Below are 17,187 nucleotides of genomic sequence, written 5' to 3' on the forward strand. Positions count from 1 at the left end.
GGTTTTATTATTCTTCTACCTTGCTCTTGTCCTCTTCGTTTTCGGTTGTTTCCTCTTTTTTGGCTTCATGTCCGTTCACAGTTGCCGGTTCTTGGTCATCTTCTTTGTCAAAGGGCCGCTTACCGAATATTTTTTCGAGGTCGTCCTTAAAAATAACCTCTTTTTCTAAAAGCCGTTCGGCCAATTCGGTCAACTTGTCCTTGTTATCTTCCAAAAGTTTAATGGCGCGTTGGTATTGGGACTCAATAATCTTTGAAATCTCTTGGTCGATTTTCTGGGCTGTCTCTTCGCTATAGGGCTTGGTGAAGCCGTACTCGTTCTGGCCCGATGAATCGTAATAGGTAATATTGCCCAGTTTTTCGTTCAACCCGTAGATGGTGACCATGGCACGTGCTTGTTTTGTCACCTTTTCAAGGTCGCTAAGGGCACCGGTGGAGATTTTGTTGAAAACCACCTTTTCAGCGGCACGGCCGCCCATGGTGGCACACATTTCGTCAAGCATCTGCTCAGGTCTCACGATCAGTCGCTCTTCGGGCAAGTACCAGGCAGCACCCAAAGATTGACCACGGGGCACAATGGTAACCTTTACCAAGGGGGCTGCGTGTTCGAGCATCCAACTGACAGTGGCATGGCCCGCTTCGTGGTAGGCAATGGTCTTTTTCTCATCTGGGGTGATGATCTTGTTCTTTTTCTCCAAACCACCCACAATTCTATCAACGGCATCTAAAAAGTCTTGTTTGGTTACGGCTTTTTTCTCTTTTCTGGCTGCTATCAACGCCGCTTCGTTACAGACATTGGCAATATCGGCGCCTGAAAAGCCCGGGGTCTGCTTGGCCAAAAAGTCAAGGTCCAGGGTCTCTGCGGTTTTAATGGGTCGAAGATGCACCTCAAAAATTTCTTTTCGTTCGCGCAGGTCTGGCAGGTCTACATATATCTGCCGATCGAAACGACCGGCACGCATCAACGCTTTATCCAACACATCGGCACGGTTGGTGGCCGCCAGAACTATTACGTTGGTATTGGTGCCAAAACCGTCCATTTCGGTCAACAGTTGGTTTAGGGTGTTTTCACGCTCGTCATTGGATCCGGTGAAGTTGTTCTTGCCCCTGGCACGGCCGATGGCATCGATTTCATCGATAAAGATGATAGCGGGTGATTTGTCTTTGGCCTGCTTGAAAAGGTCACGTACCCTTGAAGCACCCACACCTACAAACATCTCTACAAAATCAGAACCCGAAAGCGAGAAGAAAGGCACTTTGGCCTCACCGGCCACAGCCTTTGCCAAAAGGGTCTTACCTGTTCCTGGGGGGCCTACCAATAGGGCACCCTTCGGAATCTTACCTCCCAAAGAGGTGTATTTATCCGGATTTTTCAAGAACTCGACAATCTCTTGCACCTCTTCTTTGGCCCCTTCAAGGCCGGCTACATCTTTGAACGATGTGCGCGTATCGGTCTTTTCATCAAAAAGCTTGGCCTTTGATTTACCGATGTTGAAAATCTGCCCGCCGGCACCGCCTCCGGCACCGCTCGACATCCTGCGCATCAGGTAGATCCAAATACCGATGATAAGGGCGAAGGGCAAGAGTGAGAGCAACAAATCTCCCAGAATATTCGATTCGGTATCAAAATCGACAATGGTGTCGAGATTGTTCTCTTTTTTGATTTCGTTGATATCGTTCTCAAAGTTCTGTAGGTCGCCATAATCAAGAACATATTGCGGCACCGCCCCAGAAGACGGCAACATGGGCTTGTCGGCCACATCTCTATGTACTTCTTTTTGGAGTGCTTCCTCGGTCAAAAAGACCTTTGCCTGCCCCGCATTTCTAATAATGACTATCTTGGCGATATCGCCATTTCTAAGGTATTCTTGAAGCTCTGATGTGGTCGTTTTTTTAGTGGTTGAGAACGTGCTACCGCTAAAAAATTGGAAGCCCAAAATAAGGGCGATAATCACACCATAGACCCACCATGAACTGAATCTTGGTTTCTTGGGGGTATTTTGATTGTTTTCTTTTGACATCTTGTTATTGATTATAACTGCTTTCGACCACGGTCATCTTTGCATCGCCCCACAGACCTTCAATGTCGTAGAACTCTCTGATATGTTTTTGGAATATATGGACCACTACGTTCACATAATCCATAAGCACCCATTCGGCATTATCTGCCCCTTCAATGTGCCACGGTTTATCTTTTGATGATTTGCTTACGGTTTTTTGAATTGACGAAACAATGGCGTTGACGTGGGTATTCGAAGTTCCGTTACAGATTATGAAGTAGTCACAAACAGTGTTTTCAATTTCCCTAAGGTCGAGTAGATTTATATCAAGTCCTTTAACTTCTTCTATCCCATGTAAAATTAAGGCAATTAGCTCATCTGCGCTAGCTTTCTTTTTCTGCATTCAATAATTTTAATTTGTACAAAGTTAGGTTTTTTTTGTTTTCTTGGTCTTAGGTTTTAACATATCGTTCGCTACCCATCAAACCACTGCACAACATGCAAATAATCAAACTTGATGCCACCGACTCAACAAATCGATACCTAAAGGTGCTGGCTTTGGAAAATGAGCTGCCAGATTTCACTTTCGTAACCACCAAAGACCAACGGCAGGGTAGGGGGCAAATGGGATCGAAATGGCAATCTGAGCCCGGTAAGAATCTGACCTTTAGTGCATTGAAAAAGTTTAATAACCAACTTGCCATCGATAACTTTACCATCAACATGGTCGTTTCACTTTCAATCATAGATGTTTTAAAAACCCATGCCATTGAAGGTTTGGCGATCAAATGGCCGAACGACATTCTGTCAGGTTCTTCAAAAATAGCGGGTATTTTGATTGAAAACATTTTGAAGGGGCCTATGACAGAATACTCGATAATCGGTGTGGGCCTGAATGTGAACCAGACCGATTTTGGCGATTTGACTAGGGCGTCTTCCCTAAAAACGATTACAGGCCGCAACTTTGAACTTGATACTTTATTGCAAGAGTTGGTCGAAGCTTTTCAGAGGCGCTTCGGTTGGATGGAAAGGAACAACACCCTTACCATACGCAACACCTATGAAGAAGCACTGTTCAGAAAAGACAAACCTTCGACTTTCGAAGATCAAGAGGGCAATCGGTTTGTTGGTATCATCAGGGGCGTTTCTTCAGAAGGCAAGTTGTGCATAGAATCAGAGACCGACCCCATACGGTATTTCGACCTAAAGGAAGTATCGCTGTTGTACTAAATGTTCTGCAGATTGTCTGAAAGGGTGTTCATAAAATTGGTGATGGGCCCTTTGATCATCATCGCCATCATGGCATTGAACTCTCCTGAAAAGCTTAACATCACCTCGCTCTTGTCTGCGTTGATAGGGTAAATATCGGCGGTCAGGGTAAAGGGCAGCTTATTACTGGCAGCACCGAGAACCACTTTGTCATGGGGGTGCTTTTCTTTCATACGAAGTACGATTTCTGGCATCCCTTTTAGGGCAAACGTAAAGGTGTCATCATCTATGACTTCGAACTTATCGATATTTTCGGGCATCAGCTGTTCAAAGTTCTTGACATCGGTCAAAAATCCAAAAACTTCCTCGTTCGATTTTTCAATTGTCTTTTTTGGTACTTCGATGTGCATATATCAAGGTTTCCATTGCGATGGGTCAGTTCGCCACTGCAATAAGGTTTTTAATTGTTCTTCTTTAACATAATTGGTTTCAGAGGCGATGCCTATCAGCGTTTCATAATCAGAAAGTGTGTGAAGTTCAATACCGTTCTGCCTGAAATTCTCTATTGCCTGGTCAAAGCCATAGGTGAAAATGGCCACCATACCTTTGATGTCGGCCTGAGCCTCTTGCAACGCCTTTACAGCGTTCAAGCTACTGTTTCCGGTGCTGATGAGGTCTTCGATGACCACCACCCTTTGATTTGACTCTAAGTGACCTTCTATTTGATTCTTTCGCCCATGTGATTTGGGCTCTGGCCGTACGTATACAAAAGGTAGGTTCAGGGCTTCTGCAACCAAAACACCTATGCCGATGGCACCGGTGGCCACCCCAGCAATAACATCTGGTTTTCCGTACAGCGATTCAACCTGACGCACCATTTCATCCCGTACATAATTACGTATCATCGGAAATGACAAAATGACCCGGTTGTCACAGTAGATGGGAGATTTCCACCCTGAGGCCCACGTAAACGGATTTTCGGGTCTCAACTTTATTGCATTAATTTGCAGTAAGAGTTCGGCAGTTTTTTGAGCGCTGTTCTTGTCTAAAACCATTGCGCAAATGTATAAAGTTTTTGTCAATGAATCCCCACTGATATTGACAACTAAAAAGCCGGCCAACGTCAACGGAAGCCTTTTTGAATTGGATGCCGATTCGATTCTAAAAGCCATTGAATCGCTGTCAAAAAAGAAATTGAAAAAGGCCTACATCTACGACCCCAGCGATAAGATATTAGAACACTTTAGTGCCAAGATACCCATGGTGCTGGCTGCGGGGGGGGTGGTGCGCAACAAAAAGGGCAAGATCCTCTTCATCTACAGAAACAATAGGTGGGACCTGCCCAAAGGGAAACTCGACAAGGGTGAAACAATGGAAGATGCTGCCGTAAGGGAGGTAGAGGAAGAAACTGGGGTCAAGAAACTGGTGGTTGACAAATATTTGCACACCACTTACCACATTTTTAAGCGAAATGGCAACTTTCAGTTAAAGCAGACCTATTGGTTCGCCATGCATACCAAATATGATGGAAAGCTCAAGGCTGAAAAATTAGAGGGCATTACCAAGGTAAAATGGAAAGACCCAAAAAAAATAAAAAAAGCCCTAAAGAACTCTTATCAGAACATTCGCGAGCTGTTCGAGCTGGGCATTTGATCAATTTGCCTTTAAGAAATCGGGTATTCCACCATTTTTCAATATCCTATAAATGGGATATTGTAAATGTGCTTTCTCATAATGCGGCGATTGTTTATAGACCCAATCGAGTTGGGCGTACCAATTTTGTGCAAAACTTGAGTCGGTCGCTTTCTTTTGTAAAAATAGGTTGCGCAAGCGTTCATCTTCGTGAAGCAATTTTAGGGCCGTATCTTCAAATACGTAGGGAGAAAAACCCTCTTTCTGCTGTAAGATGCTATCAAAAAAGTTCCAGTTGAAGAATGAGTCCCGCGCCTCAGGTTCAAGGGTTTCCAACAGATACCGTACCCCTGGTTGTTGGGTTGGTACGACAATGTCGCCTTTTTTGAACGGCACCTTTTCCACCTTTTTCTCAACCTTGGTATTGTAATGCAGGTAATGCCCCTCGTAGGCATACCCGAGGGTCTGATAGTCTTTTATTCGATAGGTTTCTACCTCGAGAACCGTGTCTTGTTCCAATTCGAAAAAATCGATTTGGTTCCACTCCAACCGTTCCAAGACCCTGCGCCAAGGCTTTTTTATGATGTAGGCAAAGGGCACATCAATGGTATCCGCGGGGACAAAATGATTTTGGTAGACAACCTTTTTCGTAAAAGGCCTTTTTCGGTCGTATTTGAGCCTATTGAGCCCCGTTACCTCGCTTGTCAATGTGTCTGCTTCATACCCTTTAAAATCGAGATGGCCGACCTTAGTGGTATCAATCTGCCAGTTTAGGTGGTACTGTTCCATTTGGGGCATTGTTTCAATGGTTTCGAGCCTCATGGCCTTGATTTTTTCATGGTCGGTTTCCGCTATCCCCAACATGCTCTCCAAGAGTTCGTAAGTGCCCAAAACCCTTTTATCATAGGGTTTAAGCATATGGGTCTCGACCATCATGCCCAAAGTGTTCCATAGGGTTGTGTATCCGGTTGAATAGCGTGGGGAATCGAAAAATTGGCTAAAACCTGATTCGGGAACCCGATTGAAAACATTGACGTACGGGGTAATGTCCCAATTTTTGTTGGCCAGGTCTGCTTCGAGATCTGGCATGAGTTCTTGATGCAGGTATGCCCCCAACTTGCCGCCCAATTTGTTGTGTTGGGTGAACAAATGGGTCAAGGTATATTGGTAATCGGCACCGTTGCTGACATGGGTGTCAATAAACAGATCTGGATTTACCAAGTGAAAAATCTCTGAAAAGGTCTGTGCATTTTTCGTGTCGGCCTTTATAAAGTCACGGTTAAGGTCGTAGTTGCGGGCATTGCCACGAAAACCATAGGAGGCCGGACCATTTTGGTTGGCCCTGGTGGTCGAATTGCGGTTTAGGGCCCCGCCCACATTGTAAATGGGGATGGTGACCACCACCACGTGCTCAGGGGAAGCTAGCTTGCCAATGGCCAGATCCCTATAAAGAAGCATGGTGGCATCTATGCCATCGCTCTCGCCAGGGTGTATGCCATTGTTGATCAAAAGGCACACCTTTTCTTTTGCCAAGCGCTGAAAATTGAAGTCGCCATCTTTGTTATAGGTGACCATATGCAACGGTAGGCCGCTATCGGTCTTGCCGATGGTCTGAATATTGATCTCAGGAAAGTCTTTGGCCAATTTTATATAGAAGTCTATGGCTTCATTATAGGTGGCCGTTTCGGTGCTGTCTGAGCTTTCGAAAGGGGTGGTATACTCGTGCACGATATCCTCTGGTTTTTGCTCACAGGCAACAACCGCCAAAAAAATCAGTGCCAATAGGCTAAAGTACTTCATCGGAATTTAAGATGATGAGGTACAAAAATAGTGAATTAAAACAGCTAAGAGGCCAAGTCGATATGCTCGATATCCTGCGCCTCTATTTTGAATATGGGTTTGTTCTTATAGTCTATAAAATGGTGGGTGGTCTTTTTGTAGCGCAGCCATTTCTCGTAGTCTGCGGGATCGATGGAAGAGGTTACGATATTAATGCGAATTTTTTTGGGGATGTCCAACTTCAAAAATTCCTCAAGAAATCCCCAACCATCCAAAATGGGCATATTGATGTCTAAAAAAATCACATCGGGAAGCCCTTTTTTGGAAGTGAGACGATTGTGGATATCATCCAAGGCCTCCTTCCCGTTTTGAAATGAGGTAATATCATCGCACTCGACCAAACATCCCAACATTTTTGAAATACCAAAAACGGTTATGGGATCATCATCAACAATATAGATGCTATTTACTGTCTTCATTCTTGAAAAATACATTAAAGGTAGTACCCTTGTTCAACTCACTCGTGGCCCTTATATCGCCGCCCATGGCTTCCACCTGGTTCTTGGTAATATATAGGCCTATGCCCCTCGAATCGTTATTGTCATGGAATGTTTTGTACATGCCAAACAGTTTTTCACCATTTTTGGCCATATCGATGCCCAGACCATTGTCTTCAATCGAGAATATGGTATAGTCTTTTCTTTTCGATACACTGAATCGAATGACAGGCTTTCTTTTGGGATGGCGATATTTGACCGCATTGGTTATTAGGTTCAGCAGAATACTGTCGAAATATGCAGGAACCGACCAGATGACGGTTGAATCGTGTATCTCGTTCACGATCTCAACCTCGTGTTCTTTGAGAAGCGCGGAAAGGTTCTGCTCAATTTTGGCCAATTGCTGGTTCACGTTCAGGCGTTTTCGTTCAACATTGACATTGGTGCTGATACTCACTACCTCGTTGAGGTCTTCCAAGGTTTGCATCAGGTTGTCTGAAGCATTGGTAAGCATATCGACGATACGCTGTTTTTCGGCCTCATCTTTTTCTTGTATCAAGAAATTGAGCAGCATCGAAAAGTTTGCAGTGTGCGACCGTAGGTTATGTGAAACAATATGCGCAAAATTTATCAGTTTTTTGTTCTGTACCGCGGTAACATTGATAAGATTTCTGAGTTCGTTTTCTTTCTCTTTTAGATGGCTTATGTCCATACTAAGGCCAATAATGCCAGTCGCATTTCCATTAATGCCTAGCAGCGGAATTTTTGACGTCAAAAAAGTAGTAGCCGTTTCATCTTTTTTGATGCTCACAGTCTCTTTGCCTATAATGGGCACCAGAGTTCTCATGACCTCAATATCTTCATTTCTTGAAATCTCGGCTATGTTCTTGTCATAAAGGTCAAAATCACTTTTTCCAATAAGTTCTTCTTTGTCATGAACACCTAGGTAGTCACATTCTGCCTTGTTCACCAATATTTTGCGGGATTCCTTGTCTTTTACATACACATTGAGGGGCAGATTATCGACTAGAGTATTGAGCAATTTTTCACTCTCTTTGGTTTTAATCTCAGATTTTACCTGTTCATCTATATCTTGAAATGTACCGATAAGACGGGTAACCTTTCCATTCTTTAAAAAGGGTTTGCCAGCTGCCAATACCCATTTTTCCCTCCCCCCGGCCGTAATTATCTGAAGTTTTTCTCTGAAGGCAACGCCTTCGACCAAAGCTTTGTGCACTAACATGGCAATGGTGTTTCGGCTGTGGCCCTGTTTATAGAATTGTATGCCAGCTTCAATCGAGGGGTCATAATCTTTGGGTACTTCATGAATAGCTTTGGTCATTTGGCACCATGTCAATTTTTCGGTGACCAAGTCGTACTCCCAAGAGCCTACTTTGGCAATTTCTGATTGTGATTGCAATAGGGTCTGCAATCGTTCGATTTCCATTTGGTCGCCATATGATTCGCTGACATCATCGACTTGCATAATGACCCCGACGATGTTTTCGCCCTCATCATACCATGGTAAATGGGTGTACTCTAGCCATTTTTCATTTCCCTGATTGTCAATAAAACTGGCAAGCCCTTCTTGTCGTTGTCCAAGTAGGCAGTTGTCAAGGCTTTGGAGCCATTTTTTATTCGCATGTTTTACCAATTTATGCAGGCGTTTGCCGAAGACATTTGTCTTGCAAAGGTCAAAGGTCTTGATCCAATTGTCCGAAGCGTGTACCACCTCAAAGTTCGTGTTCAGATAAACCGTGGCACTGGGCAATTGTTTGATAAGATAGCTGTAGGCAACAGATTTGGTCTCTTTCAAAATCTGGGAAATTTCCTACTAAACTATAATTATATGGATTACAACAGGTATTTAATGTTGTGAATGCCCAAAATTTTGTTGTAATAGCGGGAATTTTGGATATTTCGGCAAATTGATTAACGCTATCGGGCAGTCCAAGAAAGATATTTACGAATTGATTTCCTCTATTTGACAACCACGGTATCGGGCACCAAACCGGTATAGTCGCCCCCGTTGCGAATAACATCGCGAACAATTGATGAGCTAATGTACGATTTGCCCGATGAGGTCAACAAAAATACTGTCTCGATTTCAGAAAGTTTTCTATTGGTGTGTGCAATGGCCTTTTCAAATTCGAAATCCGCAGGGTTTCGCAGCCCCCTAAGAATAAAATTGGCATCCATTTTTTTGCAGAAATCAACCGTGAGTCCCTCATAGGTGAGCACCTTGATAGTCGGTTCGTCTGCAAAGGCCTCTTCGATAAAACGCTTTCGCTCGTCAAGGGAAAACATATACTGTTTATCCGTGTTGATGCCAATGGCAATGATGAGTTCATCAAAAAGGGTAATGCCCCGTTTGATGATGTCGTAATGCCCAAGGGTTATTGGGTCAAAAGATCCAGGAAAAATGGCCCTTCTCATGATACGGTGTTGGTTTGCTTAAATATACTCATAAATCATTTTTTCAGGGCCTCCAAGATGCTGCTCTCGAAGAGCTCTTCGAGCGATATGCCGGCTTCCCTTGCCTGTTTGGGCAAGATACTCTCTTCGGTGAGGCCCGGCGTGGTATTGACCTCGAGCAAGTAAGGTTCGTCACCTACAAAAATGTATTCACTGCGCGAAAACCCGTCCAGTTTCAATATTTCGTAAACCTCTTTGGCAATGGCCGAAACTTTCTGCTCCTTTGCCCTAGAAATTCGTGCAGGGGTAATCTCTTGTGATTGGCCTTGGTACTTGGCGGCAAAATCAAAAAAATCGTTTTCGCTCACAATTTCGGTAATCGGCAGCACGGTTACCTTTCCTTGGTACGTTATGACCCCTACGGAGACCTCGGTGCCATCCAAGAAAGATTCGATAATGATCTCATCGTCTTCTTCAAAGGCCACTTCTACGGCTTTTTTCAACTCCTCTTGCTTGTACACCTTGGTAACGCCGTAGCTGCTTCCAGCTTTATTGGCCTTTACAAAGCAGGGTAGCCCCACTTTCTCGACAATCGCGGTTTCATCAATGGGGTCGCCCAAATCAAGAAGAAATGATTCGGCACACTTGATGCCATGCGGCCGTAAGGTGCTCAATAGATCCCGTTTGTTGAAAGTGAGTGCCGCCTGATAATGTCCGCATGATGTTTGCGGAATGCCCAATAGCTCAAAATAGGCCTGCATGAGACCGTCTTCGCCCGGGGTACCGTGAATGGCATTGAATACACAGTCAAAACGTATTTTTTTGCCGGAAAGGGTAATCGAGAAGTCCGATTTATCAATCGGGTGTTTAACTTCACTTTCATCTAAGTATGCCCATCCTTCCTTAGAAATGATGACCCGGTATTTGTTAAATTTTTTATCGTCGAGATGCTCGAATACCACATTGCCACTTTTAATGGAAATGTTGTATTCGCTCGAGTAGCCGCCCATGATGATGGCGATGTTCTGTTTCATGCAGGTGTTAATATAGCAGAGCCAAAGTAAACAAAAATGCACTGTTTTTCTATATTTGTTCGCACAACCCAATACAGATGAGGCATTTTTTTGAGTTTTTGCGAAGCAAGGTTTTTTTGATCCAGTTGGCTTTGGCGCTGGTCGTATTGGTTGCGCTGTGTTTCTTGGTGTTGGGTTGGCTCAAAAGTACCACGGGGCATGGTGAGTTTGTTGAAGTGCCCGATTTTTCAAAAATGTCTGTCATGGAAATGCGAAAAACGGCCGAAGGGGTGGGGCTTCGGTACGAGGTGCTCGACTCTACCAATTACAATCCTGATTACCCGCGCTTTTCAATTCTTGAACAAGACCCGCCCGCCGGCAGTAAGGTAAAGGCCAATCGAAAGATTTATTTTACGGTTAACCCTTCGGGCTACAAAAAGGTGACGGTGCCCAATGTGATACAGGTAACCCAACGCAATGCGACCGCAATGCTACGGGCGGTGGGACTGGATGTTCAGCGGGTGACCTACATTGACGAATTGGGAAAAGACATGGTCTACAATATGAAATATAAGGGCAAGTATATCAAACCAGGCGACAAACTACCGAAGACCTCGAAGATAGAATTGATCTGCGGTAACGGCAACATACCCGAAAGTGCCCGTATTCAAGCCGAATCCCAAGAGTGATGGCTTCACCAAACGAAGAAACTGCCCAAGACGAACTTTTTGAGCATTATAAGTTCGTGGCCGCCAAAGGTCAAGAACCCCTACGCATTGATAAGTTTTTGATGAACTTTATCGAAAATGCCACCCGCAACAAAATACAACAAGCGGCCAAACAGGGCCATATTTGGGTTAATGGCGATATTGTCAAGCAGAATTATAAAGTAAAGCCCGGTGATGAGGTCAAGGTGTTGTTCGAGCATCCACCCTATGAATTTTTGCTGACCCCAGAAGACATTCCGCTTGATATTGTTTATGAGGATGATGTACTGCTGGTGGTCAACAAACCTGCAGGAATGGTCGTGCATCCCGGTCACGGAAACTATTCGGGCACTTTGATCAATGCCTTGGTCCACCATTTCGAAAACTTACCGAAGAACAGTAGTGAGAGGCCAGGTCTGGTACATCGTATCGACAAAGACACATCGGGGCTGTTGGTCATCGCCAAGACCGAGGCCGCCATGGCACACTTGGCCAACCAGTTCTTTGAAAAGACGAGCGAACGTGAATATGTGGCCCTGGTTTGGGGCAATGTAGAGAACGATGAGGGTACCGTAGAGGGCCCTATCGGACGCAACCCCAAAAACCGTCTGCAGATGATGGTGTTTCCCGAAGGCGAGCAGGGAAAAGAGGCCATAACCCATTACAAAGTCTTGGAGCGTTTGGGCTACGTTACCTTGGTCTCTTGCCGGTTGGAAACAGGGCGCACCCACCAGATACGGGTACACATGAAGCATATTGGCCATACCCTTTTCAACGATGAACGCTACGGTGGGGATAAAATTTTAAAGGGCACTACCTTTACGAAATACAAGCAATTTGTCGAGAATGCCTTTAAAGTGCTTCCACGGCAGGCACTTCATGCGAAGACCCTTGGTTTTCAACATCCGGTCAGCGGCAAGTTCATGCGCTTCGATTCTGAGTTGCCCGATGATATGGTTGCATGTATTGAAAAATGGAGAAACTATGCCAAGCATACGGGTTGACCCATTGGTTTTCTTGATGTACGCATAGAAAAACATGTCTGTTACAACGCCCAAAGAACAATTTAGATTTTTATTTTTGATAAAACGTTGAGCGACCAATCGGTTGGTAGGGATAACCCTATTTTTTCGCTCGATAAATGCTGAAGAAAATTATAACGAAATGAAAATTGTCATCTCTCCTGCCAAATCATTGGATTTTGAAACACCGCTGCCCACGTCAAGATATACACAGCCACAATTTTTGGGGCAGTCAGAAAAACTGAACAAGGTATTGGCCAAGAAAAAGCCCAAGGCTTTGTCAGAACTGATGTCCATATCCGATAATTTGGCACAATTGAACTGGCAGCGCAACCAAGATTTTTCATTGCCCTTTACCCCAGAGAATGCCCGACCTGCCGTATATGCCTTTAACGGTGATGTTTACCAGGGCCTTGATGCCTACAGCATACCCGAAGAGAAGTTGGACAGATTGCAGGATACCTTGCGTATTCTCTCAGGACTATACGGAATTTTGAGACCGCTGGACCTTATTCAGCCGTACCGCCTTGAAATGGGAACACCATTGAAGGTGGCACGCAAAAAAAATCTGTATGAGTTTTGGCAGAAGCAACTGACCGACCACCTGAACAACGAGCTGGAAGAAGGCGAACTCTTTATCAACCTGGCCAGTAACGAGTATTTTGGGGCCATTGATGAGGAGAAGCTCAAAGTACCCGTAATCACCCCCGTTTTTAAAGATTGGAAAAACGATAGGCTAAAGGTTATCAGTTTCTTTGCCAAAAAGGCAAGGGGATCAATGGTTCGTTATGTGCTTGACACCAATGCCCAAACACTCGACGACCTTAAAGGATTTGACTATGACGACTACGTCTACAGCAAAGAACATACCCTAAAAGAGAACCAGCCAGTTTTCGTCAGATAGAATATTTTTGGTGTTTGATCGTTTTGGGTAGAAACGGCAACCATGAAAAAAATCCTATGCGCAATCGGTATTTTGGCCATTCTGGTCTCTGTAGCCTGTGAAGACCGTGATGATAACTTGATGGCTCCCCAAGTGCGTATCCAAAACCTGAGCGATTTTGATTTTGTGAGGGTACAGGTGCGAAACGACAGCATAGTCTACGAAAATGTGGCCGCAGGTGGTTTTTCAGATTATTTGGAATATGAAATTGCCTATCAACAAGATGCCATAGCCGTGGAAACCGACTCGACACAGTTCTCCTTTATGCCCGACTCCCTTTCCGATCCATTGCCCTTGGGCCTATACACCTATCAACTCGATATTTCGGAAAATGGTGAGTTGGAACTTACGTTCAAGGTCGACTAACCTTTCTTGACCTTTTCGATCGCTACCTTTTCTTCGACAGGGGTACGCTTTTTTATTTTCCTTTTTCGCCTGGCCCCGTACGACTTGTTGGCTATTTTGCCACGTCGCGTTTTTATATCTCCTTTTCCCATACTGATAATTTTTTATCATTCCCGTGCAGACGGGAAGCTTTAACTAATTTTTCCTTGTAAATTAAGAAAAACAAAGGGCTGTTCAAAATTAAGGGATTCTTACCTTTGAGATGTGTTCCTCCACCGCCATCCATACCCACCTTTTTTGTTCGACGGGGTCAAAAAGCTGATTGTGGGCACGTTGCCACCCCCAAGGTTTTCTATGGACGCCTTAAAAGAAGGCGATGTTGATTTTTGCTATGGTAGCCGAGACGGGCAATTGTGGCCCATTCTTGACCGTATCTTTAAATTGGGGCTGAAATTTGAGAGCACCCAAGAGGCCATTGCGCAGCGCAAGGCATTCCTAATAGAGAAAAAGATAGGAATATGCGATATTGTTGAAAGTGCCGAACGGGCCAAAGTAGATGCTTCTGACCTAGGTATGCAAAAAGTTGTTTTGCGTGATATTTTTGGATATTTAGTAAAGTATTCTACCGTCAACACCCTTTTGTTTACGGGCGGTAACAGTAAAAATGGTCCCGAATATTTTTTCCGGAAACTGTGCCGACAACATTCGGTGGTTCTTGAGGTGCTTAATGATAAAGTACCGCGAATCCACAGGTTTGAGCATCCGATTACCAAAAAGGTGATAAAGACGATATCGCTGACCGCTCCATCCGGTGCGGCCAACCGGGCGGTGGGCAGCTTGCCATCCTATAAAAAAATGAAGAACAAAAATCTAAATTTTAATACCATTGACTTTAGGGTGCTTCAGTACCAAGATTTCTTCTAAAAATAACCTTTGATTGTTAGTTTTTTTTGGCCAGTATCCTATATTGTGACGTACATAAAATAAGTGGAAAGATTAGTGTTTTATCACGACCTTTGGCCTTGCCAAGTTAAGGGTACAACTTTTAAAAGGCTTGAATTCAATGAGCAAAGTAAAGCAGTCAGAACGTTTAGCGGAATTTAAAAAGTCGGTTACCAATAGATTCAATGTTTATAACAGTCTTTTTTTGAATTTACCATATACCGATATGGAAAATGTGGGCATCTTGGTGCCCATTTTGCTCGACCAGTGTGAGAAAGGCCTGAAACAGGGCAAAGACCCCCAAGAGATACTGGAGGCTTTTTTTACAAGTTTTGCCGGCATGCCCGACGAACGTGCCCGTATTGATTTTATGTTCAGGATCATACAGTATGTTGAGCGACAAGTTGTGCTCTACGACAGTGTGGAAGATGCCGCTTTCAAGAAGTTACAGGAGTATTCTGAATCACTGTCCATTAAAGATTATTTTGAGTTGGTAGATCAGAGCAAAAACTGGGACAAGATTGCCAAGAAGCTGGCCAGCTTTAGTGCGCGAATCGTTTTGACCGCCCACCCTACCCAGTTTTATACGCCTGCGGTACTCGACATTATTTCAGAATTGCAGCGTCTGATCCACGAAAACCGTATCGATGACATTGATATGACCTTGCAACAATTGGGGCTCACCTCGTTGGTCAACTCACAGAAACCTACTCCGCTCGAAGAGGCCAAGAACATCATACACATATTGCGCTACACCTACTATGATGCGGTAGGCTCTCTTTTTAAATATGTCAGGGAAAACATCAAAGATGCCAATTTTGACAATTACAATATCATCAAGCTGGGCTTTTGGCCGGGCGGTGACCGAGACGGCAACCCCTATGTCACGGCAGAGACCACCAGACAGGTTGCCGATGAACTTCGGCTGACATTGATGAAATGCTACTACAATGATTTGAAGCAGCTTCGTAAAAAACTGACCTTTAAAGGAGTACAAAATCCGTTAAACGCGCTCAACTCCAACCTGTACAAGGCCATGTTTCAAGAGAATTTTGTCTTGGGCTATTCCGAGATAATAGAAAAACTCTCTGATATACGTGATTTACTGGTAAAAGATTACCATTCTCTATACCTGAACGAGCTTGACGACCTGATCGACCGTGTACATATCTTCAAGACGCATTTTGCCACACTGGACATTCGCCAAGACCATCGAAAGCACAAAGCTGTAGTCGAGGCAATTTTAAAAAAAGAAGGTGCCATCAAAGAGAACCTTGGTGAGTTGAAAGAAAATGAATTGGTCGACTGGTTATTGAAAAAAGACCTCAGACTGAAACCATCTGATTATAGCGATGATATAGTCAAAGATACCATAGCCAACATCAGGCAGTTAAAAGACATTCAGGCCAAAAACGGAGAAGAGGGCTGCAACCGCTATATAATCAGTAATTCAGAAGATATTTTTTCAGTGCTGTTTGTTTTTGGATTGTTCCGTTGGTGTGGGTGGAAAACCAATGAGATTACCTTTGATATCGTGCCGCTCTTTGAAACCATGAAAGGCATGGATGCCTCAGAAGCAGTGATGCAAGCCCTTTTTGATATACCTGAATACCGTTCACATCTTGTAAGAAGAAATAACGCGCATACCATCATGTTGGGCTTTTCTGATGGCACCAAAGACGGAGGTTATCTAAAGGCCAACTGGTCTATATTGAACACAAAGGAAACCCTGAGCAAGGTCTGTAAAAATAACGGGATCAAAGCCATCTTTTTTGATGGCAGGGGCGGCCCGCCTGCCCGTGGTGGTGGCAAGACGCACCGTTTCTATGCCGCACAGACCAAAGATGTGGCCAACCACGAGATACAGCTAACCATACAGGGTCAGACCATTACCAGTACCTACGGTACCAAAGAGCAGTTTATGCACAACGCCGAACAGCTGTTGACAGCGGGTCTGAGCAACAACCTTTTTGGCAAGCAACATGTAATTTCGGCAGCCCAAAGAAAATTGATCGAAGAGCTCTCAGAATTGAGCTACGAGAAATATGAGGCACTGAAGCAGCACGATAAGTTTATCCCCTATTTAGAGAAGCGCAGTACGCTGAAATATTATACAAAGGCCAATATCGGCAGTAGGCCGGGCAAACGCGGAAATAAAGAAAAATTGACCCTTTCAGATTTAAGGGCCATATCGTTTGTGGGCTCATGGAGCCAGCTAAAACAGAACGTACCGGGTTATTTTGGCCTGGGAACTGCCATATATACCCTAAAAAAACAAGGTCGCTTTAATGAAGTAAAGAAACTGTACAAAGAAGTTCCCTTTTTTCGGGCGCTGATGCACAATAGTATGATGTCGTTGGCAAAGACCAATTTCGACCTGACAAGTTATATGGCAGATGACAAGGAATTCGGAGATTTCTGGAATATTCTTTTTGACGAATACAAACTGTCAAAGAAAATGTTGCTGCAGGTTTCTGGGCATGAGATTTTGATGGAAGACGAAGTGGTCTCGCGCGAATCTGTGAAAATTCGCGAAAAGATTGTCTTGCCACTCTTGGTAATTCAGCAGAATGCATTGTACCACATCACCAAAAACTCTAAGTTCAGCAAGTTGTACGAGAAAATAGTGACACGTTCGCTATATGGAAATATCAATGCCAGTCGTAACTCGGCCTAAGATGGCC

General features: G+C 44.2%; 18 protein-coding genes. 8 read left to right on the top strand and 10 right to left on the bottom strand.

Going from position 1 to position 17,187, the window contains the following annotated elements; translation table 11 throughout:
- Nucleotides 1-7: 7 nt before the first annotated feature.
- Both ftsH and rsfS read right to left on the bottom strand, forming a co-directional pair.
- Entirely contained in the window at nucleotides 8-2,020 is a 2,013-nt protein-coding gene (gene ftsH / locus VC82_RS10940; protein ID WP_045802411.1) for an ATP-dependent zinc metalloprotease FtsH, read from the bottom strand.
- Between the two features lie 4 nt (nucleotides 2,021-2,024).
- On the bottom strand, nucleotides 2,025-2,402 hold the full coding sequence (rsfS, locus tag VC82_RS10945) for a ribosome silencing factor (protein ID WP_045802412.1): 378 nt from the start codon (nucleotides 2,400-2,402) through the stop codon (nucleotides 2,025-2,027).
- A 95-nt stretch (nucleotides 2,403-2,497) separates the two neighbouring features.
- Here rsfS and VC82_RS10950 point away from each other — a divergent pair, with 95 nt between their 5' ends.
- Nucleotides 2,498-3,229 (top strand): biotin--[acetyl-CoA-carboxylase] ligase, encoded by a 732-nt coding sequence (locus VC82_RS10950; protein ID WP_045802413.1) that lies wholly within the window; start codon nucleotides 2,498-2,500, stop codon nucleotides 3,227-3,229.
- Here VC82_RS10950 and VC82_RS10955 read toward each other — a convergent pair.
- On the bottom strand, nucleotides 3,226-3,618 hold the full coding sequence (locus tag VC82_RS10955) for an orotate phosphoribosyltransferase (RefSeq protein WP_045802414.1): 393 nt from the start codon (nucleotides 3,616-3,618) through the stop codon (nucleotides 3,226-3,228). The two genes, VC82_RS10950 and VC82_RS10955, sit on opposite strands and share 4 nt — an antisense overlap.
- 3 nt (nucleotides 3,619-3,621) lie before the next feature.
- Nucleotides 3,622-4,263, bottom strand: coding sequence for an orotate phosphoribosyltransferase (pyrE, locus tag VC82_RS10960; RefSeq protein WP_045802415.1), 642 nt, complete (start codon nucleotides 4,261-4,263; stop codon nucleotides 3,622-3,624).
- Nucleotides 4,264-4,270: 7 nt separating this feature from the next.
- On the opposite strand from pyrE, the gene VC82_RS10965 reads away from it, so the two are divergent.
- Nucleotides 4,271-4,861: an NUDIX hydrolase gene (locus VC82_RS10965; protein ID WP_045802416.1), complete on the top strand. Its 591-nt coding sequence runs from the start codon at nucleotides 4,271-4,273 to the stop codon at nucleotides 4,859-4,861.
- Here VC82_RS10965 and VC82_RS10970 read toward each other — a convergent pair whose 3' ends face one another.
- From VC82_RS10970 to VC82_RS10990, 5 genes are all read right to left on the bottom strand, one after another.
- On the bottom strand, nucleotides 4,862-6,640 hold the full coding sequence (locus VC82_RS10970; protein ID WP_045802417.1) for a M14 family metallopeptidase: 1,779 nt from the start codon (nucleotides 6,638-6,640) through the stop codon (nucleotides 4,862-4,864).
- A gap of 44 nt (nucleotides 6,641-6,684) precedes the next feature.
- Nucleotides 6,685-7,098 carry a response regulator gene (locus VC82_RS10975; protein WP_045802418.1) on the bottom strand — a complete coding sequence of 138 codons (414 nt, stop codon included), beginning with the start codon at nucleotides 7,096-7,098 and terminating at the stop codon, nucleotides 6,685-6,687.
- Nucleotides 7,082-8,932 carry a PAS domain-containing sensor histidine kinase gene (locus VC82_RS15280; protein WP_052698997.1) on the bottom strand — a complete coding sequence of 617 codons (1,851 nt, stop codon included), beginning with the start codon at nucleotides 8,930-8,932 and terminating at the stop codon, nucleotides 7,082-7,084. Before VC82_RS15280 ends, VC82_RS10975 begins: the two co-directional genes overlap by 17 nt.
- 164 nt (nucleotides 8,933-9,096) lie before the next feature.
- Entirely contained in the window at nucleotides 9,097-9,552 is a 456-nt protein-coding gene (gene coaD, locus VC82_RS10985) for a pantetheine-phosphate adenylyltransferase (protein ID WP_045802419.1), read from the bottom strand.
- A gap of 35 nt (nucleotides 9,553-9,587) precedes the next feature.
- Nucleotides 9,588-10,565 (bottom strand): D-alanine--D-alanine ligase, encoded by a 978-nt coding sequence (locus tag VC82_RS10990; protein ID WP_045802420.1) that lies wholly within the window; start codon nucleotides 10,563-10,565, stop codon nucleotides 9,588-9,590.
- Between the two features lie 77 nt (nucleotides 10,566-10,642).
- Here VC82_RS10990 and VC82_RS10995 point away from each other — a divergent pair, with 77 nt between their 5' ends.
- From VC82_RS10995 to VC82_RS11010, 4 genes are all read left to right on the top strand, one after another.
- A complete protein-coding gene (locus VC82_RS10995; protein WP_045802421.1) occupies nucleotides 10,643-11,233 on the top strand; it encodes a PASTA domain-containing protein in 591 nt (196 codons plus the stop codon).
- Nucleotides 11,233-12,255, top strand: coding sequence for an RluA family pseudouridine synthase (locus tag VC82_RS11000; RefSeq protein WP_045802422.1), 1,023 nt, complete (start codon nucleotides 11,233-11,235; stop codon nucleotides 12,253-12,255). Before VC82_RS10995 ends, VC82_RS11000 begins: the two co-directional genes overlap by 1 nt.
- A 160-nt stretch (nucleotides 12,256-12,415) precedes the next feature.
- Nucleotides 12,416-13,177 carry a peroxide stress protein YaaA gene (yaaA, locus tag VC82_RS11005; RefSeq protein ID WP_045803401.1) on the top strand — a complete coding sequence of 254 codons (762 nt, stop codon included), beginning with the start codon at nucleotides 12,416-12,418 and terminating at the stop codon, nucleotides 13,175-13,177.
- Between the two features lie 42 nt (nucleotides 13,178-13,219).
- Nucleotides 13,220-13,582: a hypothetical protein gene (locus VC82_RS11010; RefSeq protein WP_045802423.1), complete on the top strand. Its 363-nt coding sequence runs from the start codon at nucleotides 13,220-13,222 to the stop codon at nucleotides 13,580-13,582.
- Here VC82_RS11010 and VC82_RS15465 read toward each other — a convergent pair.
- The gene (locus VC82_RS15465) at nucleotides 13,579-13,713 is read right to left on the bottom strand and encodes a 30S ribosomal protein THX (RefSeq protein ID WP_084598209.1); all 135 of its coding nucleotides are present in this window, start codon (nucleotides 13,711-13,713) and stop codon (nucleotides 13,579-13,581) included. The two genes, VC82_RS11010 and VC82_RS15465, sit on opposite strands and share 4 nt — an antisense overlap.
- A gap of 112 nt (nucleotides 13,714-13,825) precedes the next feature.
- Here VC82_RS15465 and VC82_RS11015 point away from each other — a divergent pair, with 112 nt between their 5' ends.
- Both VC82_RS11015 and VC82_RS11020 read left to right on the top strand, forming a co-directional pair.
- Nucleotides 13,826-14,485 carry a uracil-DNA glycosylase family protein gene (locus VC82_RS11015; RefSeq protein WP_045802424.1) on the top strand — a complete coding sequence of 220 codons (660 nt, stop codon included), beginning with the start codon at nucleotides 13,826-13,828 and terminating at the stop codon, nucleotides 14,483-14,485.
- Nucleotides 14,486-14,624: 139 nt separating this feature from the next.
- Nucleotides 14,625-17,180, top strand: coding sequence for a phosphoenolpyruvate carboxylase (locus VC82_RS11020; RefSeq protein ID WP_045802425.1), 2,556 nt, complete (start codon nucleotides 14,625-14,627; stop codon nucleotides 17,178-17,180).
- Nucleotides 17,181-17,187: the final 7 nt, after the last annotated feature.

The sequence above is a fragment of the Flagellimonas lutaonensis genome (assembly GCF_000963865.1).
In the GTDB taxonomy this organism is placed as follows: Bacteria; Bacteroidota; Bacteroidia; order Flavobacteriales; family Flavobacteriaceae; genus Flagellimonas_A; species Flagellimonas_A lutaonensis.